The sequence below is a fragment of the Roseateles sp. P5_D6 genome (assembly GCF_054049415.1).
In genome coordinates this window covers 71,573-92,258 of sequence record NZ_JBFUMK010000024.1, presented here as the reverse complement: position 1 = coordinate 92,258, position 20,686 = coordinate 71,573, and the positions used below count along the sequence as shown (strand labels likewise).

22 protein-coding genes and 1 tRNA gene are annotated in these 20,686 nt (G+C 67.9%); 12 read left to right on the top strand and 11 right to left on the bottom strand.

The genetic code is table 11. The annotated features are described in order from the left end of the window. Positions 1–75: 75 nt before the first annotated feature. Positions 76–1,689 (top strand): L-aspartate oxidase, encoded by a 1,614-nt coding sequence (nadB, locus tag ACXJKM_RS25565; protein ID WP_457356014.1) that lies wholly within the window; start codon positions 76–78, stop codon positions 1,687–1,689. 109 nt (positions 1,690–1,798) lie between these two features. Next, positions 1,799–1,999: a putative motility protein gene (locus ACXJKM_RS25560; protein ID WP_056195652.1), complete on the top strand. Its 201-nt coding sequence runs from the start codon at positions 1,799–1,801 to the stop codon at positions 1,997–1,999. Here the strand turns inward: ACXJKM_RS25560 and ACXJKM_RS25555 are convergent. From ACXJKM_RS25555 to ACXJKM_RS25520, 8 genes are all read right to left on the bottom strand, one after another. Then, positions 1,990–2,280 carry a hypothetical protein gene (locus ACXJKM_RS25555; protein WP_157281397.1) on the bottom strand — a complete coding sequence of 97 codons (291 nt, stop codon included), beginning with the start codon at positions 2,278–2,280 and terminating at the stop codon, positions 1,990–1,992. The genes ACXJKM_RS25560 and ACXJKM_RS25555 overlap by 10 nt on opposite strands. Beyond that, positions 2,267–2,503: a hypothetical protein gene (locus ACXJKM_RS25550; RefSeq protein WP_056195655.1), complete on the bottom strand. Its 237-nt coding sequence runs from the start codon at positions 2,501–2,503 to the stop codon at positions 2,267–2,269. Before ACXJKM_RS25550 ends, ACXJKM_RS25555 begins: the two co-directional genes overlap by 14 nt. Beyond that, entirely contained in the window at positions 2,500–2,688 is a 189-nt protein-coding gene (locus ACXJKM_RS25545; RefSeq protein WP_457325013.1) for a hypothetical protein, read from the bottom strand. The genes ACXJKM_RS25550 and ACXJKM_RS25545 overlap by 4 nt, the downstream gene beginning before the upstream one ends. 201 nt (positions 2,689–2,889) lie before the next feature. After that, on the bottom strand, positions 2,890–4,818 hold the full coding sequence (locus tag ACXJKM_RS25540; protein WP_457356013.1) for a glycoside hydrolase: 1,929 nt from the start codon (positions 4,816–4,818) through the stop codon (positions 2,890–2,892). Positions 4,819–5,221: 403 nt separating this feature from the next. Beyond that, entirely contained in the window at positions 5,222–5,458 is a 237-nt protein-coding gene (locus ACXJKM_RS25535; RefSeq protein WP_457356012.1) for a hypothetical protein, read from the bottom strand. Beyond that, positions 5,424–6,062, bottom strand: a complete 639-nt coding sequence (locus ACXJKM_RS25530) for a hypothetical protein (RefSeq protein WP_457356011.1) — start codon at positions 6,060–6,062, stop codon at positions 5,424–5,426. Before ACXJKM_RS25530 ends, ACXJKM_RS25535 begins: the two co-directional genes overlap by 35 nt. A gap of 448 nt (positions 6,063–6,510) precedes the next feature. Continuing rightward, positions 6,511–6,587, bottom strand: a tRNA-Arg gene (locus ACXJKM_RS25525). Between the two features lie 16 nt (positions 6,588–6,603). Next, on the bottom strand, positions 6,604–8,601 hold the full coding sequence (locus ACXJKM_RS25520; RefSeq protein ID WP_457356010.1) for an OPT family oligopeptide transporter: 1,998 nt from the start codon (positions 8,599–8,601) through the stop codon (positions 6,604–6,606). Between the two features lie 233 nt (positions 8,602–8,834). On the opposite strand from ACXJKM_RS25520, the gene ACXJKM_RS25515 reads away from it, so the two are divergent. Continuing rightward, entirely contained in the window at positions 8,835–9,227 is a 393-nt protein-coding gene (locus ACXJKM_RS25515) for a hypothetical protein (protein WP_056195669.1), read from the top strand. Between the two features lie 30 nt (positions 9,228–9,257). Here ACXJKM_RS25515 and arr read toward each other — a convergent pair whose 3' ends face one another. Together arr and ACXJKM_RS25505 are read right to left on the bottom strand one after the other, a co-directional pair. Then, positions 9,258–9,674 (bottom strand): NAD(+)--rifampin ADP-ribosyltransferase, encoded by a 417-nt coding sequence (gene arr, locus ACXJKM_RS25510; protein WP_457356009.1) that lies wholly within the window; start codon positions 9,672–9,674, stop codon positions 9,258–9,260. A 61-nt stretch (positions 9,675–9,735) separates the two neighbouring features. Next, a complete protein-coding gene (locus ACXJKM_RS25505) occupies positions 9,736–10,995 on the bottom strand; it encodes an MFS transporter (RefSeq protein ID WP_056195675.1) in 1,260 nt (419 codons plus the stop codon). A 69-nt stretch (positions 10,996–11,064) separates the two neighbouring features. Between ACXJKM_RS25505 and ACXJKM_RS25500 the strand changes: the two genes are divergently transcribed. The 6 genes from ACXJKM_RS25500 (at position 11,065) to ACXJKM_RS25475 (ending at position 15,486) form a co-directional block, all read left to right on the top strand. Beyond that, positions 11,065–11,874, top strand: a complete 810-nt coding sequence (locus ACXJKM_RS25500) for an AraC family transcriptional regulator (protein ID WP_457356008.1) — start codon at positions 11,065–11,067, stop codon at positions 11,872–11,874. Between the two features lie 105 nt (positions 11,875–11,979). Continuing rightward, the gene (locus ACXJKM_RS25495) at positions 11,980–12,822 is read left to right on the top strand and encodes a cysteine hydrolase (RefSeq protein WP_457356007.1); all 843 of its coding nucleotides are present in this window, start codon (positions 11,980–11,982) and stop codon (positions 12,820–12,822) included. Then, positions 12,819–14,015, top strand: coding sequence for a nicotinate phosphoribosyltransferase (gene pncB / locus ACXJKM_RS25490; protein ID WP_457356006.1), 1,197 nt, complete (start codon positions 12,819–12,821; stop codon positions 14,013–14,015). The genes ACXJKM_RS25495 and pncB overlap by 4 nt, the downstream gene beginning before the upstream one ends. Further along, a complete protein-coding gene (locus tag ACXJKM_RS25485; RefSeq protein WP_457356005.1) occupies positions 14,012–14,203 on the top strand; it encodes a hypothetical protein in 192 nt (63 codons plus the stop codon). The genes pncB and ACXJKM_RS25485 overlap by 4 nt, the downstream gene beginning before the upstream one ends. Continuing rightward, positions 14,200–15,231, top strand: a complete 1,032-nt coding sequence (locus ACXJKM_RS25480; RefSeq protein ID WP_457356004.1) for a bifunctional nicotinamide-nucleotide adenylyltransferase/Nudix hydroxylase — start codon at positions 14,200–14,202, stop codon at positions 15,229–15,231. The genes ACXJKM_RS25485 and ACXJKM_RS25480 overlap by 4 nt, the downstream gene beginning before the upstream one ends. Before the next feature lie 36 nt (positions 15,232–15,267). Continuing rightward, on the top strand, positions 15,268–15,486 hold the full coding sequence (locus ACXJKM_RS25475; protein WP_056195694.1) for a hypothetical protein: 219 nt from the start codon (positions 15,268–15,270) through the stop codon (positions 15,484–15,486). Positions 15,487–15,490: 4 nt separating this feature from the next. On the opposite strand, the gene ACXJKM_RS25470 is transcribed toward ACXJKM_RS25475, so the two are convergent. Continuing rightward, positions 15,491–16,180, bottom strand: a complete 690-nt coding sequence (locus tag ACXJKM_RS25470; protein ID WP_157281403.1) for an N-acyl amino acid synthase FeeM domain-containing protein — start codon at positions 16,178–16,180, stop codon at positions 15,491–15,493. A 460-nt stretch (positions 16,181–16,640) separates the two neighbouring features. On the opposite strand from ACXJKM_RS25470, the gene ACXJKM_RS25465 reads away from it, so the two are divergent. Genes ACXJKM_RS25465 through ACXJKM_RS25455 form a run of 3 tightly spaced genes read left to right on the top strand, consistent with a single transcriptional unit; the run spans position 16,641 to position 20,681 of the window. Beyond that, positions 16,641–18,701 (top strand): SPFH domain-containing protein, encoded by a 2,061-nt coding sequence (locus ACXJKM_RS25465; RefSeq protein ID WP_457356003.1) that lies wholly within the window; start codon positions 16,641–16,643, stop codon positions 18,699–18,701. A 13-nt stretch (positions 18,702–18,714) separates the two neighbouring features. Next, complete coding sequence (locus ACXJKM_RS25460; RefSeq protein WP_457356002.1) at positions 18,715–19,998, top strand: sensor histidine kinase; 1,284 nt, start codon at positions 18,715–18,717, stop codon at positions 19,996–19,998. Then, positions 19,995–20,681: a response regulator gene (locus ACXJKM_RS25455; RefSeq protein WP_056195706.1), complete on the top strand. Its 687-nt coding sequence runs from the start codon at positions 19,995–19,997 to the stop codon at positions 20,679–20,681. The genes ACXJKM_RS25460 and ACXJKM_RS25455 overlap by 4 nt, the downstream gene beginning before the upstream one ends. Positions 20,682–20,686: the final 5 nt, after the last annotated feature.

The window sequence follows — 20,686 nt, the reverse complement described above, 5'->3', positions numbered from 1 at the left end:
GCGTAGGCAGCCTGCGTGTGATGGCAATCCTCACCATGGCGCGGGAGTGCCGGCACTGCACGACAATGCCCGGCCATGACTGCTGCCCCCCCAGACGACGCCCCCGTCGTCATCATCGGCGCCGGCCTGGCCGGCCTCACCGTGGCCCTGCATCTCGCCGACAGCGTGCCCGTCGTCATCCTCGCCAAGCGCGAGCTGACCGAGGCGGCCACCGCGTGGGCCCAGGGCGGCATCGTCGGCGTGCTGGGCAGCGACGATTCCATCGAAAGCCATGTGCGCGACACCCAGGACGCTGGCGCAGGCCTCGTCGACGAAGCCGCCGCCCGCTTCATCGCCGAGCGCAGCGCTGCGGCCGTGGGTTGGCTGGTAGACCAGGGGGTGCCCTTCACGACCGACGACACCGGCCCGATGGGCCTGCACCTGACGCGTGAGGGCGGGCACGCCGTGCGCCGCATCGCCCACGCGGCCGACGCCACCGGCAAGGCCATCCACGACCAGCTGCTGGAGTTGGCCCGCAAGCACCCCAACATCACGCTGCGCGAGCGCTGGATGGCTCTGGACCTGATCACGTCACGGCATGTGCAGCGCGACGAACCTCCGCGCGTCTACGGCACTTACGCGCTGGACATCGACACCCAGCGCGTGGAGACGCTGCCGGCACGCGCCGTCGTGCTGGCCACCGGCGGCGCCGGCAAGGTCTACCGCTACACCACCAACCCCGACACCTCGACCGGCGATGGCATCGCCATGGCCTGGCGCGCCGGCTGCCGGGTCGCGAACATGGAATTCATCCAGTTCCACCCGACCTGCCTGTATCACCCGCAGGAGCGCAGCTTCCTCATCACCGAGGCCTTGCGCGGCGAGGGGGCCTACCTGAAGCTGCCTGAACATCTCGGGGGCACCCGCTTCATGGCCGCCCACGACGAGCGCATGGAGCTGGCGCCGCGCGACATCGTCGCCCGCGCCATCGACTTCGAGATGAAAAAGCACGGCCTGGACCATGTGTGGCTGGACGCCACCCACCTGGGAGAAGCCTTCCTCATCGAGCATTTCCCGACCATCCATGCCCGCTGCCTCAAGCTCGGCATCGACATCGCCAGGCAGCCTATTCCCGTCGTGCCGGCTGTGCACTTCACCTGCGGCGGTGCTGTGACCGACCTGCTCGGCCGCTGCGACCTGCCGGGCCTGTATGCCGTGGGCGAAACCGGCTATACCGGCCTGCACGGCGCCAACCGCCTGGCCAGCAACTCGCTGCTGGAATGCGTGGTGCTGGGCCAGACCTGTGCGGCCGACATCCTGTCGCACCCGCTCCCCGACGGGGCCCCCATCCCAGCCTGGGACGAGAGCCAGGTCGAGAACGCCGACGAGCAGGTCGTCATCGCCCACAACTGGGACGAACTGCGCCTGTTGATGTGGAACTACGTCGGCATCGTGCGTACCACCAAGCGCCTGGAGCGCGCGCTGCATCGCATCAAGCTGCTGCGCGGCGAGATTGATGACTACTACGGGAGCTTCCGCGTCACACGCGACCTGCTAGAGCTGCGCAACCTCGTCGAATGCGCCGAGCTGATCGTGCGCTCGGCCCTGATGCGCCACGAGAGCCGCGGCCTGCACTTCAGCCGCGACTACCCGCGCACGCTGCCGGTGAGCTTCCCGACGGTGTTGATCAGCAAACGGCGCCGACGCTAGCACCGAGCGCGGATATGCCGGGCCTCAGCTCTTCACCATACAAGCTCGCCGTCGTGCCAGGCTGCTCGTTCCGACTCAAGTTCTGATCAGGCCTGCCGATACATGCGAGATGGACATCGCCAACTCCGCCAGCGTCAACATCGCGTCGAGCAATACCCAAGGGGCAGCCGATGCGGTCGGCCTCCTGGTGCTGCGCAAGGCGATCGACATTCAGGCGGCGGGCGCCATGGCCCTGCTCAGCGCGCTGCCGCAGCAGCCGGCACTGGCGACCGAAGGCACGCTGGGGCGCAACGTGAACGTTTACGCCTGAGTAAGACCGGGGCGCGGTTCAGGCGCCCAGAATCCCCCGACCACCGCGCATCGCCCCTCTGCCCCAACGCGAGACCCGGCGCCGGCATAGGGCATCGTGACAGGCGTGGGCGAATTGAAGGCGGCAGCCAATCGGGCGCCGAAGAGCGGGCCGGTGGCGATGGCCATCACCAGGTTCCCGTCGCCATCGCGGGCGCTGATCCTGCCGGCGGCGCTGTCGAAGGCCCAATGGCTGACGCCGGCCTCGGCGCCAAGATGGCGGTTCGCATCAAGCAATCCCATGATCGTCTCCTGCTCTGGCGGCGAACTCGGCGACGGTGTCTTGCCACTCGTTCCAGCCGCCTTCCTTCACCTCGATGGCGCACAGAAATTCCATCTCGAAGCGCTTGGCCTGAGCCTCACGCCTGAGCCTGGCTCGCTCTTCGACCCGCTTGGCCCGGGCCGCGAAACGCCGCGGCATCTTCTCGAGCAGCGCGGCGAAGCCGACAGGTTTGTTGATCGTCAAAGCACCGTCCTCCGCGGGTCCAGTTCGGTGCCTTCCCAGGCCTCTTCATCGGTCGTCGGCTGCGCGGCGAGGTGCGGCGCGTATTCGGCTTCCCATGCGCGCAACTGGCTGATGGTGATGCGCAGCAGCGAGGCGCTGGCCCAGAGCGCGTCATCCGGGGCAAGTGGGGTGGATTGAGATTGCATGGCGGCTCCTGTTTTCGATGGAGCCAGTCTCGGAGCCCGCCGGCCGCGGGGGTATCGCCCTTTGGGGGTGCCGAGGGGGGATGGGCGGGCGGGCATCCCCCGTCGTATCCCTCCAAAGGGGGATGGCGGTCGACTCGAAAGCCACGACCTCAGATGCGAGAAAGGCGCCTAGGCTGTTGATTTCGCTAGGGATTCGTGGGCCTACGGCACCGGAGCCTGCGTCTGCGCCCGGGAAGGTGTCTCATTCAGTGCCGTCGCGGGCGGGCAGAAAGTCCTGGGCAGCACCGAGCGCCCGCTGAGTCTGACGCAGTTCGGCTGCAGGCCCTGCCAGGCCCGGCTGCCGAAGTTGGCTGTCACGGCCCTGCCGTCTGCGTAGCTGACCTGCTGCACGCTGTGGTCGTCCGTGAGCCACGCGAAGGCCGTGAGCGCCATGGGTGCCGACACGCCGTGCACGGCCTGGAAGTCGTCATGCGCCGCCTTCAGCCAGGCGGCGGCACTGGCGAGGTCGCGCCGGTCAAGGTTCCACAGAGTCGGCACGCCATACAGCAACGAACGCGCGTAGCGGCGCGCTTCCTGGCCCACCACCTTGGTCAGGCTGAGCTCCCAACGATCCACGGTCACCAACGCGTCGTGGTAGACCGCATCGAACAGGGGCAGGCGATCAGCGGGTTCGAACAGAGCGCGTGCTTCGTCAGCCGTGGGCGTGAAACGGCCGAAATAGATCGGAGGGCGCTCCGGTGGCCAATAGCCGCTGAAGCGCTTGTCGCTGAGCAGGGGCCAGAACGCCGCCACGTGGGCCTGCCCGGTGCCGTGCGAGTAATGCGTGACGTCGGCGCTCCAGGCGGTCACGTTCTCCGAGCCCAGCACCAGGCCGAACTTGCGCATGCCCAGTTTCAGGCGGGCCAGGACGTTGCGGCGGTCCTGCGCCTTGGTCATGCGGTGCTCGGGGCTGAAGTCGTCGTAGAAGTTGCCGAAGCCGTCCACGTCGATGAAGACCTGGCTCGCGCCGTCACGGATGTGCCCCTCGTAGCGCTGCGCCGGGACAAAGCCTGCCGGGTGCCGTGCGATGGCTTCGCTGGACATCTGGCAGCCTCTGCTGGCGAAGCCCGGCACGACGGCGCCCTGCTTGTCGCGCAGGCAGCCCGACGGATAGAGCTCAGGCCCCCAGATCGCGGCGGGCATGTCGGCCGTGTCGTCGGGTTGGCCATTGTCGAAGGCGTCGTAGGGCCCCGCCAGGTAGCCCAGGCCATGGGCCTTCTTCAGGTAGGCCGGCCGGACCAGGTGCTTGTGCGTCTTCGGGTCCTGGTCGTAGCTGATCACGAGCCTGGCAATACCCAGCGCCTTCAAGTCGTCCAGGAAAGCGAGATCGCGGCCATCGCCCCAGACGTACAGATGCGGGGCGCCAAACAGGCGGTCCAGTTCAGGCACCTGCTTGTCGGCAAAGGATCGCAACCGACCCTGCTGCCGCAGGTAGTCTCTGTAGAACAGCGCCGGTGCGAGCGGGTTGGGTGCACCGAGCTCGATCATCAGGTCCAGCGTGCTGGCACCGTCGGCGAAGTCATGCTTCAGGCTGGCCTGCAGCCCGTTCGAGTTCTGCAGGCAAAGCTCGGACTGAAAGCCGTCGTCCAGCGCGTAGGTGATGGCCCGCGTGCCTGTGAGGTGGGTCCACGCCGGGAAGGACAGCAGGGTGGTGCCGCCGAAGCACTGCGGGCGATTGAAGACAGAGCGCCAGTAGGCATCGTTGACGCCGAAGGCCATGCCCTGCCCGTCCGGCACGATCCACGTTCCTGACGAGACTTCCGGCATGGACACCTGCCAGCGCGTGCCGTGCTGCCCGGTGACCGACACCTTGAGCGCCCGGCCTTGCACACTGAGGCGCACCTGCTGGCCTTCGCCGGTTGTCCAGGCCCAGGCCCCCGGGCTTGTGGTGACCGGGCTGTCATGCGCTTGCACCTGGGGCTTGAGCAGGGGGATCGGTGCGGCATCGCCGTCGCGGGCTTCGATGCGCAAGTTGGCGCTGTCGACGAGGTAGGTGACCGAGCCGGCATGAACCTCGATCACGGCCGCCTGCGCGATGGTCGACAGAATGGCCAGCAGCAGACCGCCGAGGCCCAAGGCGCGGGACGTCATGGATTCAGATGGCGTTGTGCGGTGTGGGCGATTGTCGTGGCCACCGCCGCGTACGGAGCGGTTCGGACTTCCGATTGTCGATTTCTGCCGTCTCGGATCGTCGTGAGGTTGTGGCGGCAGAAACCGCAGCGACTCCCGGGCCGATGCCCCTGGCCATCAACGAAGGAATCCTTATGCGCAACGGTCTTGTTCCCGTGTCGCCGTGCCGGTGGGTCCATCTTCATGTCGCGATCGTCGTGTGTGCCGTGATCGCAGCGACGATCCAGTCAATCTGCGCCGTGGCGCCCATGGAAATGCAGGGTGCAACGGCTTCGACCCCTTCTAGAGACGCGCCGCAGCGCAGCGACACCTGAGTGTCGGCCGAACTGGGCACGGTGCGCAGGCAAGCCGTTGAATCATTCGGTCAGAGGACAGTTCCATGAGAAGGATCGTGTCGGTCGCTGACGGCATCGCCGGGCGCGGTGGGCGAGCGATAGCCCTGCAGGCCGAGCTCGGCGATATAGCGTCCATCCAGCGCCTGTTCGACGCAGCACAGCAGGCGTTCGGGGCGCCTGACATCGTGGTCGTCAACGCGGGCGTGGTGGTCATCAAGCCGGCGCGCCCAATCAACCCCCTTCGGCATCGAGATCAAGGAGGTCATTGACCGCCGCGTCCTGCGCATCGGCACTGCTCTTCAAGTCCAAGGCTGATTGACGCTTGTCGAGTAGCGAGACTGCGCCCGAAACGATCAGCGCCAGCATCGCAACTCCGAAGGAGAAACATCCACCGATGAAAAGCAGCACGGCGTGCGATTCAAGGTGGCGGAAATTCGCGCCGGCGTAGTACGCCGCATAGCCTGCGGCCAGTGCCATGCTGGCTAGACCGCTTCCGGTCATGACAATGGCCACGAGAAGCAGGAACCAGCAGACAAGCATTCCGGCGAGGGGAACCCGCCGCGCGCTGTGGATATCGACAACCTTCTCAGAGAACGTGATTGATGCGACGAGGATGGCGACCAGAATTGTCAAAAAACTCTTTGCCAAGTCCTTCGACTCCGCGTAGTCCTTTTCCAGAAACAACTTCGCGTTGCGCTCGATGCAGTCAGCGAACTTGGCATCCGTCGACTGCAAGACCTGGTTCGAGCCATCCACGCAGATGGTCAAGGAGCCGGGCGCCTGGAACCACGGGAGGGTCAATTGCCTGGCAGCGAAGATCGCTAAGGCAGCAATACCAACGACTAAGAACCAGCGAATTGATTTGGTCATGGCTCCGTGTACAGGCGCGGGGCATTGGATCGCCCTCAAGCAGTCGCACGTTCGCACGCAGGTCCAACCGAGCGAATCATCAGATGTGAGGAGGAAGATCGTTCGCATATCGGACTGTCACGCTTTTCCGTTCGACAGCTTGGCCCAAGGCGCGACGCCGAGCCGGCCGATGCATCGAAGCCGACGGCGAATTGCATCAGATGGCCGCCGGCATACTTAAAGAAGCGACGGGAAGGCGAGGATAAAAGCGACTCAATGGGTCGAGGTCAGCGCGCTTGCCGTGGCCCGCCGCTGCCAAAAGCGGACATGCTCCGTCTCTCGCGGTCCGGTCCGCGATGCCATTAGTCCCGTGCCACTCGGTCAACCGCCACCTGACACGAAAAAAGCGCCTAAGCCCTTGAGGAACTTAGGCGCCTGATCGGCAGTGAGTTCTCGTGAACTCTTGATTTGGCCTGCCCGGAGGGACTCGAACCCCCGACCTGCTGCTTAGAAGGCAGCTGCTCTATCCAGTTGAGCTACGGGCAGACAGAACAGGTGATTATCAGATCAGCACGCCGATGATCGCGTCGCCGATGCCCATCAGGGCGGCGCCTGAGATCAAGCCGGCGCAGATGGGCTCCATGCCTTCGACCCAGATGCGGTGGCCGCGGGAGTCGGCGGGGGCGTTCTTGTACTTCTTGGCCATGTACCAGAACATCAGCGCGCCGACGAACATCATGAAGGTGGCTTGCGGCGGCAGCGTGACGCCCAGGCCGATGGCCACGGCCGACAGGCCCGATTTGCCCTTGGTGACGATGCGAGCCACTTCGATGGCGACGGCCGCCAGGGCGGCAACGGCCATGGAGATCAGCGCCGAGGTGGGCAGGCTCTTCAATCCCTTGGCGATGATGTCGGCCACGCCCTTCCACTGCAGCGCGGCAGGGAAGCCGAACTGGTCGGACACCATGTTCGCCGCGCTGGCAGCGCCGTTGGCATCAGGCTTGATGAACAGCAGGAAGAACAGCGGCACGCAGACCAGCACGCCGGCCAGGTTGCCGATGATGTGACCGATGGCCTGGTGGCGCGGCTTGCCGCCGAGCATGTAGCCGGGCTTGATGTCGGACAGCAGGTTGGCCGCGTTGGAGGCGATCTCGGCCGTCATGCCCGCAGGCAGCAGGTTGGAGCCGGGGTTCGTACGGTCCAGCGCGCCCATCGTGAACTGCGTGATCTTGGACAGGGACCCGGTCGGCGTCCACGACGTCAGCGCCATGGAGTTGGTGCAGATCACGGTCAGCACGAAGATCAGCGGCAGCGACACGATGGCCAACCACAGCGGCACGCCGAAGAAGGCGTGCGTGGCGTAGCAGCCCATCAGGCTGACGACGGGCACGCCAATCCAGCTGATCCACAGCGGCACCTCGATGTCCTTGAGCAGGTCACTCTTGGGTTCCGCCTTGGCCGCGATCTGCGCCGGCGTCTTGCGCTTGAACGCACTCGTGAAGATCTCGGGCTTGGCCAGCAGCGACACCAGCGCGCCCACGACCATCATCGTCACGCCCCACCACAGCGACCATTGGTTGACGATCTCGACGCGGTTCAGCGGGATGAGCACGCCATTGGCGCCCAGGCGCGGTGCGATGTCGCCGGCCTGGATCATCAGCGGCGCCAGGATCACGAAGTTGACGATCACGCCGACAAAACAGCTCGCCGCCACCGCAAGGCCCATCAGGCCACCGGTGCCGATCAACGCGGCGTCCACCACCAGGCGCAAGCCCAGGGTGCGGAAGTCCGTTCCCAGGATGCTGGGAATGAAGCCATGCGCCTTGACGGCCCAGGCGTAGTAGTAGTCGTCGATGCGCTCGTGCAGATGCCAGGGCTCCGCCATGCCGGCCCACTTGTCCATGGCCAGCAGCTTGAACTGGATCAGCTTCATCCAGCCTTCGCCGCAGATGCCCTGCAGCAGCGCCGCGCCGCCCGCCACCCAGCCCAGCAGCTTGGCCTTGAACATGCCCTCGCTGCCCTTGCCGTGGTACAGCGAGTCGAGCACCACGCCGCAGGCACGGCCTTCCGGGAAGGGGGCCTGGTCTTCATTGATGAAGCGGCGCTTCAGCGGGAAGGCCAGCAGCACGCCCACCAGCGACACCAGGAACATCCAGATGGCGATCTGCCACCACAGCGGCACATGGCCCGTCACCAGCATGTAGGCCGGCAGGCTGGAGATCAGCGCCGTGGTGACATAGCCCGACGCCGTGGCGATGGACTGGGTGCAGTTGTTCTCAAGGATGGTGTAGTCCTGGGCCAGGCCGGCTGCGTGCAGCGCGCGGAACAGCGCAAAGGCCAGGATGACCGAAGTGAGGCCAACGCCGAGGGAAATGCCCGTCTTGGCACCGATGTACAGGCCGGTGGAGGAGAGCACACCGCCGAGCAGGAAACCGGTGATACCGGAGCGCAGCGAAAGCTGGGCCATGTCGCCGCGGAAGACGTTCTTGAACCACCACTCGTCCTTTTGGGCGCGTGACATGGTGGCGATCTGCTCGTCGGTCAGGTGTTGGAGTGCCATGAGATCRGGGCGGCGCTTGTGGCGCGGCCTGGTTAAAGCAAAGCTGGCGATTGTCYCGGCCGACCGCTCGGTCGGACTTTGGGATATGCCCTGGGTCGAAGCCCCTGGATGCGGGGGCTCAAAAAAATACCGCCACGGCAAGGCCAGCGGCGGCGCATCGGTCAGAAGCGGGCGCATTTTGCCAGCTTTCCCGAACCGGGCCGCGCCACAATGCGGCGGCTCCAGGCATTGGCATGACAGCTCCCATTTCTCCCCTGATCCACGCACTGCGCCTGCTCAAGGCCGAACTGGCGCAGGCGCGTCATTCGCCGTCGCAACGCCAGGCAACGGCCGGGGCCTCGGCTGGCTTGGTCAATCGGGCCGCGCCACCCGCGGCCGTGACGGCATTGCAGGGGCTGACCGCCAAGCTCAAGGCCGCCCGAGCTCAAGGCGGTGCCATCCCCCGTGCCAAGGCCTTGCGCCTGTTCGTCGAGGCTGCGTTGCTCGATGAACTCGGCGGCGAGCTGCAACTGGATCCGGCGCTGGAAGGCCTGGTGGAGCGCACCTGCCGGGCCATCGAGCAGGATGCCGGCAGCGCGGCCTTGTTGGACGAAGCCTTGCAGGAGCTTCAGGCCCTGGTTGACTGAGCCTCACCGGCTGGGCCGCAGGGCCTATTGCTATTCCTGGATGGCCTCGATGCCGAGTTCGCGCATCCGCTGCACATGCGCCAGCATGGTTTGCAGCTGCTCGGGGGAGTGACCCTGCCATTGCATGACTTCGCCCGTCACCCGCAGCCCCGCCTTGCAGCGGTAGGACTTGGTTGGATTGCCGGAGAACTTGCGGTCAGTCAGGTTGGGGTCGTCTTCGATGGGGCCGGTGGGCTCCACGATGTAGATGCGGCCGCGGCCGTCGCCCACGGCCAGCTCTGCGCCCCAGATCGCTGCTTCCAGCGTCGCGGACAGATAGACGTAGTTCGCCTTCTTGCGCTGGCCGTAGTTGGACACGTAGCCAGGCTGGATCAGGTCACCGGCCTGCAGGTCGGCCTTGGTGCCGTGGTAATACGGTGGAGGGCTTGGAGCGTCGGTGCTTGTCATCGGGCCGTTAGGGGCGAGGGCGCGACAGTGTCCATGACAGAGGCAATCTCGTGAAGCCCCGTCACGCCTGGGCCGGCACCGCCGCCGTCCTGCGGCTCAGGCCCAGCCCCACCAGGCCCGCCGACGCAATGCCCATCATCAACGCCGCCGCCGAGCCCGCGAACACGCCGCGCGGCATGCCCTGGTCCAGGATGGCCCCGAACACGGGTGCGGCAATCGCGAAGCCGATGTCGAGGCCCGAATACACCGTGCCATAGACCCGGCCGGTCGCTCCCGGTGGCGAGGCGCGCTTGATCAGCATGTCGCGCGACGGGCCGGCCAGGCCGGTGCCAAAACCCGCCAGCGCGGCCACGATGGCCGCCAGCCCGCCGGGCAGCCAGCCGGTCGCCGTCAGCAGCAGCAGTGCGGCGGCAAAGGCCATGGCAAACGCAATCGTGCGCTCCAGCCGCTCGGCCTTGGCGACCAGGAAGCCGCCGCAGACCATGCCCGCCGCGCCGGCCAGCATGTAGCCCGTGACGACATAGGCCGTCAGTGCCAGCGGCAGGCCGTAGATCTGGTGCAGGGCCGGGCTGGCAAAGCTCTGGATGGCCGACAGCGCCGCCGTGCTCCAGAAGAAGAAGGAAAAGCACAGCCACACCGACGGCAGCTTCAGGAAAGCCATGGGGTGCTCGGCCTTGACGCCGGCCGCCGGCTTCGCGTGTCCCCACGACCCTTGGCGGTCGTCGATTGCCGAGCGCTGCCAGAACAGCAGGGCCATCACCGAAAGCGCAACGAGGGCGGTGCCGACATAGGCGAAACGCCAGTTGCCCGTCGCCTCGGCAATGCCGATGGAAAACACCGGCGCGAAGGCCCAGCCGAGGTTGCCGCTGATGCCGTGCACCGAGAAGGCATGACCCAGGCGCGGCTGGGAGACGCGCTTGTTCAGGATGGTGAAGTCGGCCGGGTGGAAGGGGGCGTTGCCGACGCCGGCGAGTGCTGCCGCCAGCATCAGCCCGCCAAAGCCCTGGGCCAGGCCCGCAGCGATGGAGGCGAGAAAGAAGCTCGCCATCGCCGCGAACAGCACTGGCCGGGCACCGATGCGGTCGACGATGAAGCCCGACAGCGCCTGCCCGGCGCCCGAGATGACGAAAAAGGTCGTCACCAGCAAGCCCAGTTCCGAATAGCTCAGGCCAAAAGCCTGGATGAAGGCCGGGAACAGCGGCGGCAGCAGCATGTGGAAGAAGTGCGACGTGCCGTGGGCGACACCGATGGTCGAGATCGTCGTGACGTCACGCCGGCGCTGCAGGCCGGCGTCGAGGGAAGAGGCGAGGGCGGTATCCATGCCCTCAATGTAGGCAGGGCAGCGTCGGCGTTGTTACGATGGTTCGTCAACTTCTGTCGAAATTCAGCCATGGCCGGCCGCCGCAGCTTTCCTGCCTTTTCGCCCGAGCTCTTCGCGCCGACGCCCGAGCGGCCGCTGCGCGCCAAATCGCGGCTGCTGGAGCACCTGGCCGACATCCAGCCGCACCGGCACGACTGGGCCCAGCTCGTGTTCTCGATGACGGGCGCCGTGCGCGTGAACACCGAGGCGTCGACCTACATCGTGCCGCCGTCGCGGGCGGTGTGGATTCCGCCTGGCGTCGTCCACGCGGTCACGGCCATCGAGCAGTGCGACCTGCGCACCCTCTACCTCGGCCCCGAGCTGCTGGCGGGCGAGGCCTGGCAGGTGGGGCGGGTGCTGGAGGTGTCGCCGCTGCTGCGCGAGTTGGTGCTGGCCCTGCCCGCCATGCCCGATCCCGCACCCCCGGAGAGCCGCGACGACGCCGAGCGCCGCGGCGCCATGGAGCGGCTGGTGCTCAGTGAACTCCAGCGCGCCCGCCCGTTGGCGCTGGGCGTTGCCCTGCCTCAGGACGCGCGGCTGCGCAAGCTCTGCGAGGCCATGCTGCGCGAGCCCGGCCGCCATGCCGGCCTGGACGAATGGGCCGCCGAGGCGGGCGCCAGCCCGCGCACGCTGAGCCGGCTGTTCCGCGAGCAACTCGGCACCAGCTTCGCGCAATGGCGCTCGCAACTGCTGCTGGCCCACGCGCTGACCCTGGCGGCGCGCGGCCGGCCCATGAGCCATATCGCCAGCGAGCTCGGCTATGCCAGTGCCAGCGCCTTCACGGCCATGGTGACGCGCACGGTGGGCATGCCACCAAGCCGGTTCTTTGCAGAGGCGTGATCAGGCGTTCCGCCCGCACCCCACCCGTCGCAGCGCCGGCCGGAATGCATCTTTGAGTCGATAGAGTTGCGCCGGCCTGGAGGCACACAACAACAGGACACGCCCATGAAGACGCATCTGCTGCTGATCGACCCTCAGAACGATTTCTGCGACCTGCCGGTGGACTGGCTGCCGCGCTCGCCCGTGACGGGAGAACTCATCCAGCCCGCGCTGCCGGTGGCCGGTGCTCACGCCGACCTGCAGCGCGCCGCTGGCCTGGTGGAGCGCCTGCGCGGCCAGATCGACGCCATCACCGTGACGCTGGATTCGCATCACCGCATCGACATCGCCCACCCTGGCTTCTGGCTGGAAACAGCCAGCGGCCGCCACCCCGGGCCGTTCACGCCCATCACGGCCGCCCAGGTTCGCGCGAACGAATACCTGCCGCGCGACCCCGCCCGGCTCGACCGCGCGCTGGCCTATCTGGATGCGCTGGAGGCCGCCGGCCGCTACACGCTGATGGTCTGGCCGGTGCACTGCCAGATGGGCAACTGGGGCCATGGCGTGCACGCCGGCCTGCAGGCTGCGCTGGACGCCTGGACGGACAGGCAAGGGCGCTCGGTGGCCGTCGTCACCAAGGGCGAGAACCCCTGGACCGAGCACTACAGCGCGCTTCAGGCCGAGGTGCCCGACCCCTCCGACGAAAGCACCGCGCTGAACCAGGCCCTGCTGGCCGAGCTGGACCGCTTCGACCGCGTGCTGATCGCCGGCGAGGCCGGCAGCCACTGCGTGAGAGCCACCGTCGAACACCTGGCCGACCATCTGCCGTCGCGGCAGTTGGCCAAACTGGTGCTGCTGACCGATTGCATCAGCCCCGTGGCGGGCTTCGAGGCCCAGCAGGCCGGCTTCCTGGCCGCGATGCGGGCACGCAGTTTGCAGTTGTCCACCAGCACGGAGATCCAGGCATGAGCACCCCCGTCATCACCAGCCTGCTGGACACCGACCTCTACAAGTTCACGATGTGGCAGGCGCTGCTGCATCGCCACCCGCAGACGCAGGCGGAGTACCGCTTCGTCTGCCGCAACCAGCCCGGCTACCCGCTGGCCGAGCTGAAGGCCGACGTCGAGCGCGAGCTGCAGGCGCTGTGTGCCTTGACCTTTCGCGCCGATGAGCTGGCCTATGTGAAGGGCCTGCGCTTCATCAAGAGCGACTTTGTCGACTTCCTGCGCATCTTCCGGTTCCAGCGCGATTTCGTCGAGGTGACGACGGACGGCGCGCAGCTCAACATCGTCGCGCGCGGCCCGCAGGTGCATGTGATGGGCTTCGAGATTCCGATACTGGCCATCGTCAACGAGCTCTATTTCCGCCGGCTGGATACGCCCGAGGTCCGCGCCGAAGGACAGCGCCGGCTGAACGCCAAGATCGCCACGCTGCAGGCCTTTGCCGCGGAGCCCCTGCCGCAGCGCCACCCCTTCGACCTGTTCGACTTCGGCCTGCGCCGCCGTTTCTCCGGCGCCTGGCAGCGCGAGGTAGTGACCCGGCTGCGCGACGCCTTGCCCCAGCATTTCAAGGGCAGCTCCAACGTGCTGCTGGCCAAGGAGCTGGGCCTGGTGCCCATCGGCACCATGGCGCACGAATACCTGCAAACCTACCAGGCCCTGGGCACCGTGCGCTTGCGCGACCACCAGAAGGCGGCGCTGGAGGACTGGGTGCAGGAATACCGCGGCGACCTCGGCACGGCGCTGACCGACGTCGTCGGCATGGACGCCTTCCTGGCCGACTTCGATCTCTACTTCGCCAAGCTCTTCGACGGCCTGCGCCATGACAGCGGCGACCCGGTCGCCTGGGGCGAGAAGGCCCTGGCCCACTACGCCAGGCTGCGCATCGACCCGCACACCAAGCGCCTGGTGTTCAGCGACGGCCTGACCGTGACCAAGGCCATCGAGCTCTACCGCCACTTTGCTGACCGCGTGCAGCTGGGCTTTGGCATCGGCACCCACCTCAGCAACGACCTGGGGCCCACGCCGCTGAACATCGTCATGAAGCTGACTCACGCCAACGGCCAGCCCGTGGCCAAGCTCAGCGACAGCCCCGGCAAGACGCTCTGCGACGACGAGACCTTCCTCGCCTACCTGCGACAAGTGTTTGGCATCAAGCCATGATCAAGCTCACCCTCGTCCCGGTGCTGGACGAACTGCTCAAGCTGCTCATTGAACGCGTCACCCGCATGGTCCAGCGCCGCGGATACAAGCGCCGCCAGGCGCCACCGCTGATCCGGCTGCGCGCGGGCGCTTTCGGCCAGGGGCGGCAGATGCCCATTGCGGCGGTTTTCCCCGGAGTGCTGTCATGACCTCTGCCGCCGTCGTCATCGGCCGCTTCCAACCGGTCCACAACGGCCACGTCAGCTTGTTGCGCGCGGCGCTGGCCGAGGCGCCCCGCGTCATCGTGCTGCTCGGCTCGGCCCACCAGGCGCGTTCACCGCGCCATGCCTTCAGCTGGACCGAGCGCGCCGAGATGCTGCGCCTGGCCCTGACCGACGCCGAGCGTGAACGCGTGGAGGTCGTGCCGCTGCGCGACCTCTACGACGAGGCGCGCTGGGTGCAGGCCGTGCATGCGGCCGTGCAGGAGCGCGTGGGCGACGCCGACGTCACGCTGGTCGGCCACTTCAAGGATGCCACCAGCGACTACCTGCGCCGCTTCTCGCCCTGGCGCCTGCTGAGCCTGCCGCGCCAGCACCGCGTGGACGCCACCGACCTGCGCGCCGCGCTGTTCGAGGCCGGGCCCGAGGCCCTGGACGGCGTGCTGGCCAGCTGGGTCGATCAGGTGCCGCCGGGTACGCGCAGCTTCGTGCAGGCCTGGGCGCATCTGCCCTACCTGGCGGCGCTGCGGCGCGAATGGGCCATGCTGAAGGCCTACCGGCAGGCCTGGGCGGCGGCGCCGTATGCGCCGGTCTTCGTCACCGTGGACCTGGTGCTGCGCTGCGCCGACCATGTGCTGCTGATCCAGCGTGCCAAGGACCCCGGCCAGGGGCTTTGGGCCCTGCCGGGTGGCTTCGTCGAGCCGCGTGACACGCTCCACCAGTCCGCCGTGCGCGAACTCGAAGAGGAAACCGGCTTGCGACTGCTGCCCGAGACGCTGGCGGGCGCGCTGCAGGGCGTGGCCGTCTTCGACCACCCCGACCGCAGCCAGCGCGGTCGCACGATCTCGCACGCCCACCACTTCGATCTGGGGGATCGCGAGTTGCCCGAGGTGCTGGGCGCAGATGACGCGGCCCAGGCACGCTGGGTGCCGGTGGCTGAACTGGTGGCGATGGAAGAGCAGTTCTTCGACGACCACTTCCACATGCTGGACCGCTTCCTGAGCTTGCTGCCGGCATGACGATTGCCGGAGGCTGCTCACAGCCAAGGAACAGCCATGAACAACCCTTTGCGCCACGTGGGGCAGACGGCGCGCCCGGAGGATCCGCAGGCGCCTGCCGCTCAGCCCGGCGATGCCGCCGCCCAGTCGCTTCCGCAGCATCCGACGGAGAAATCGGACCCGGCTGATGCGCAGCTGCCGACGCCCGCCGGGAAGAAGGACATCCCCGACCTCAAGCCCGGCGAGCCGCCACCGGAATCCAGCGCGGGGTCGTAAGTCCTCAGGACAGCCGGGCCAGCATCATGGCTTCGGTGGCTTCGTCCCAGGCCAGCGGGTAGAGGCTGCGCGCCGAGGCCAGGGAGTCCGGGTGGCCGCCCCACAGCGAAATCTGCTCGCGGATGTCGGCGAAGGCAATGCTCATCAGCACGGCCGGCGCGTCAACACGCGGATTGTGGCGTTCCGCGGTGTAGGGCACGAGGCCCAGGCAACGCCGGTAGAAGCCCACGTGGCGCGGGTTGACCTCGATGACGAGGCGCGCGCAGCGGGCACGGCGGTGGGCGTGCAGATAGCCCAGGTGGAAGATCTGTGCCAGCACGCGCTTGGGGTCATGGGAATGCCTGTCAACGGCCAGGCCGCCGAACTCGCAGAGCTTGTCGCCCGCGGCGCGCCATTCGTCCAACTCTTGCTTGAACAACAGATCGGCGTGAAGGCCGCCGCTGCCGTCGAAGCGCACGGACAGGGTGCCGACGATCTGATCGCCGTCGCGCGCGGTGCAGACGATGTCGCCGTCCTGGTTGCGGCTGCTGTAGCGCTCGCGTGAGATGACCAGCCCGCGGTCGCCATAGCGGCGCTCGACAAGGCCCAGGGCCTCGCCATCGAGCGCGCCGAAGTCGCTGTTCAAAGCCAGTGCGGCAGCGCCCGAGAAACTGGGCGACGACGCACTGTGCCGCGTTTGCATGGCAGGGGTCATGGACTGCATCCTTCTTTCCGCGCCGAACGCGCGAGCGGCGCAGTCTAGGAAGGACACCCCCCAAATGGGGGGAGTCTCACAGACCGATACACCGGTCGCATTCAGGGCATGAGATTTCTCACGGGGTACCGGTTGCAAGCCGTGCCTTTTGTTAGCGCATGTTTCTCGCTGGTGCGGCGTCGTCCTACAGCGCGGCCTTCGCGCCGGGGCTAACGTTGCGTTCGTCTGCTTCTCCCTCCCTGAGCAGACCGCTGGCAGCCTCGCAGGCGTGCAAGTGATTGCCCCGGCCACTGGCCGGGGCATTTTTTTGGGTGCTACGTGTTTGGGTCCCTGTTGGCACCGGCCGCCTGACGGCCCTGCGTAGCGCTCGCCCGGTCGAACTGACCGAGGAAGGGCGCCCTTATGCGGCGCTAACGCCGCCCCGCACACAGTGAAGGCCTCTTCACCACTCGTGCTCCTCATGGACGCCCTGTTCACCCTGTTCGCCCACCCTCTGCTGACGGCCGCCGGCCTGCTTGGCATCATGGCGCTGGTCTTCTACAAGCGCACCCTGCGCCTGTTCGGCTTTGTCAGCGTGCCCGACGACTCCATCGGCACGGTGACCAAAAACTTCGTTCTGTTCGGCCGCCACCGCGAGCTGCCGCCCGGCCGCATCGTCGCCCTCTACGGTGAAGCCGGCCTGCAGGCCGACACGCTCGCCCCGGGCCTGCACCTGGGCCTGTGGCCCTGGCAGTACGAGATCGAGCTGGTCAAGTTCACCGTCATTCCCGATGACGCCGTCGGCATCGTCGAGGCCTGCGATGGCCTGCCCATGCCCGACGGCCGCGTGCTGGCCCGCCATGTCGACTGCGACCACTTCCAGGATGCCCGCACCTTCCTCGCCGCCGGCGAGCGCGGCCTGCAGATGACCGTCGTGCCCCCGGGCGCCTGGCGCATCAACACGCTGCTGTTCACCGTGCACCTGGAGCGCATGACCGTCATCGAGCCCGGCAAGATCGGCATCGTCGAGGCCCGCGACGGCAAGCCGCTGGCCGGCGGCCGCGTCATCGGCCGCACGGTGGCCTGCGACAGCTTCCAGGACGCCCGCGCCTTCATGGCCGGCGGCGGCGAGCGTGGCCCGCAGATGACCGTCATCCCGCAAGGCAAGTACCGCATCAACCCGCGCTTCTTCAAGGTCGTGCAGGTGCCCGTCACCGACGTGCCCGACAACAAGGTCGGCATCGTGACGACCCGCGAGGGCACGTCCCTGACCACCGGTGAGATCGCCGGACCGGAAGTGCCCGGCCACAACCTGTTCCAGGAGCCGCATGCCTTCGTCAACGCCGGTGGCACCAAGGGCCTGCAGGAGCAGGTGCTGCTGGCCGGCCGCTACTTCATCAACCCGATGTTCGCCACCGTCGAGATCATCGACATGACCGAGGTGCCCATTGCCTCGGTGGGCGTCGTCGTGGCCTTCGTCGGCAAGCCCGGCGTGGACGTGACGGGCGAGGGCTTCCGCCACGCCAACATGGTCCGCCGTGGCGAGAAGGGCGTGTGGGTGGATGTGCTCGACCCCGGCAAGTACGCCATCAACACCTACACCCACAAGGTGCGGGTCGTGCCCACGGCCAATGTGGTGCTGAACTGGGCCACCGGCAAGACCGAGGCCCACCGCCTGGACGCCAACCTGTCAACCATCACCGTGCGCTCCGCCGACGGCTTCACCTTCAACCTCGACGTCAGCCAGATCATCCACATCCCGCGCAACGACGCGCCCAAGGTCATCGCCCGCTTCGGCAGCATGGAGGCGCTGGTCACGCAGGTGCTGGAGCCCACCATCGGCAACTACTTCCGCAACGCCGCGCAGAACTCGGACGTCATCGACTTCCTGAAGAAGCGCAGCGAGCGCCAGGCCGAGGCCAAGGCCGCCATCGCCGTGGCGTTGAAGGCCTATGACGTCGGTGCGGTGGAGACGCTGATCGGCGACATCGTGCCGCCGGCCGAGCTGATGAAGACGCTGACCGACCGCAAGCTCGCCGAGCAGGAGAAGGTCACCTTCACGACGCAGATGGAAGCCCAGGGCGTGCGCCAGCAGCTCGAGCAGGCCACAGCCCTGGCCCGCACCCAGGCCCAGGTGGTGGATGCCGAGCGCAAGGTGGCCATCGCCGAGTTCAGCGCCCAGGCGGCGGTGAAGACGGCCGACGGTGCGGCGCGCTCGAAGAAAATCACGGCGGAAGCCGATGCCGAGGTCACGCGCGTGACCGGCCAGGCCGAGGCCGGCCGCACGCTGGCCATCGGTGAGGCCGAGGCCGAGGTCATCCGCCAGAAGATCGGCTCGATGGAATCGGGCAACTACGCCATCGTGCAGGTCGCCCAGGCCCTGGCCGGCGCCGGCGTGCAACTGGTGCCCGAGGTCGTGGTGGGTGGTGGTCAGGGCGCGGGACAGGGCGGCACCCTGGTGGACGTGCTGCTGGCTGGCCTGGTGAAAGATCGCCTCGACAAGCCGGTGCGGCCGCAGGTCGAGGTGGTGGAGGCCTCCTAAACTCCGCCGCCTCATGATCCCTCGTCCCGTTGTCCAATTCCTGCCCTGGATCGCCGTCGGCTCGCTGATGGGCCTGGCCTGGGCGGGCTGGCGGCTGCGCCTGGCCTGGCAGGGCCTGCAGGCTGCCCAGCGCGCCGCTCAGCTCGAGCGCGCGCTGCGCGAGTTCGGCGACTTGATGCGTGACGCTGACCTTCCCGAGGTCCATGTCCACGAACTGTTGCAGGCGCTGGCCGGCAACACCGGCCTGGCCACGGCGGCACTGCTGCGGCCGTCGCCCGGCGCGCAGGACATCGTCGTCGGCGAGCCGGATGCGAATGCGCTGGCCGGCCTGCAGCTGTGCGCCGATGGCGGCCGGGCGCTGGGCCCCGGCACCGACCATCACGCCGAGGAGCCTGACCTCTATCTGCCGCTGCGCGGCCGCGATACGGCCCTGGGCGCCGTCACGCTGCGCGGGCTGGGCACCGAGGCCTTGGCCGTGGACCAGCTTGCGCACGCCCAGGCCCTGTGCGACCAGATGGGCCTGGCCCTGCAGCGCCGCCGTGTGCAGGATGAGGCCCGGCAATCGGCCGAACTGGCCGAGACCCAGTCCACCCGCAACGCCATGCTGGCCGCGATCTCGCATGACTACCGCACGCCGCTGGCCACCATCATGGGCTCGGCCTCGGCCCTGCAGACCCAGGGCGAGCGGCTGACGACGGCCCAGCGCAGTGAGCTGGCCGGTCGCATCGTCGACGAGACCGCCCGCCTGGTGCGCCTGACCGACAACACGCTGCAGCTCGCCCGCCTGGGCGCGCCGGGCGTTGCGCTGCGCTGCGACTGGGAATCAGCCGAGGAGATCGTCGGCGCGGCCCTGCGCCGCGTGCGCCGTAGGCCCGACGGCGAGCGCGTGAAGGCGCGCATCGAGCCGGAGCTGCCGCTGCTGTGGTGTGATGCGGCCTTGATGTCGCAGCTGCTGGACAACCTCATCGACAACGCCCTGAAGTACAGCCCGGCCGAAGCCGCCGTCGAGCTCGTTGTGCGCCGTCTCGGCGGCGAAGCGATGTTCGCCGTCCGCGACCGCGGCCCCGGCATCGACCCGGCCTGGCGCGAGCGCGTCTTCGATGCCTTCCAGCGCGGCGACCTGGCTGCCTTTTCTCAGCGTCCGCCGGGCTCGGGTGTGGGCCTGGCCTTGTGCCGGGCGATCGCCGAGGCTCACGACGGGGCCCTGAGCCTGCGCCCACGTGGCCACGGCGGTTGCAGCTTCGAGCTGCGCCTGCCGTTGCGCACCGCACCCGAACTTCCGGAAGTGGCCGCATGAAACTGCTGCTCGTCGAAGACGACCGCGAACTGCGCGTGACGCTGCGCGAGGCCCTGGTCGTCGAGGGCTACGAGGTGCTGACCGCCGCCAGCCTGGCCGACGCGATGGCCCAGCTCGCCCACGCCGGTCATCTGGACGCCGTGCTGCTCGACCTCGGCCTGCCCGACGGCGATGGTGAGGAACTGCTGCAGGCCCTGCGCCGAGAGCGCTCGACGCCGCTGATCGTCATTTCGGCCCGCCAGGTCGAAGGCCAGAAGATCCGCCTGCTCGATGCCGGTGCCGACGACTACCTCGTCAAGCCCTTCGGCATCGGCGAGCTGCTGGCACGGCTGCGCGTGGCCCTGCGCCACCGCGGCACCGTGGCCCAGCCGGCCATCACGATGTACCGGCGCGCCGGCCTGGAAGTCGACCTGGCCGCCCACCGCGTACGTCGCGATGGCGCCGACGTGCGCCTGACGCCCACCGAGTTCAAGCTGCTCGCCCGCCTGGTGCGCCAGGCCGGCCAGGTCGTCACCCACCGCCGCCTGCTGGCCGACGTCTGGGGCGCGGACGCGACCGAGCAGACCCACTATCTGCGCCTGTACATGGGCCAGTTGCGCGCCAAGCTCGAGGTCGAGCCGGCCGAGCCCTGCGTGCTGCTGACCGAGCCGGGCGTGGGCTATCGCATCGCCGAACCGAACTGATCCCG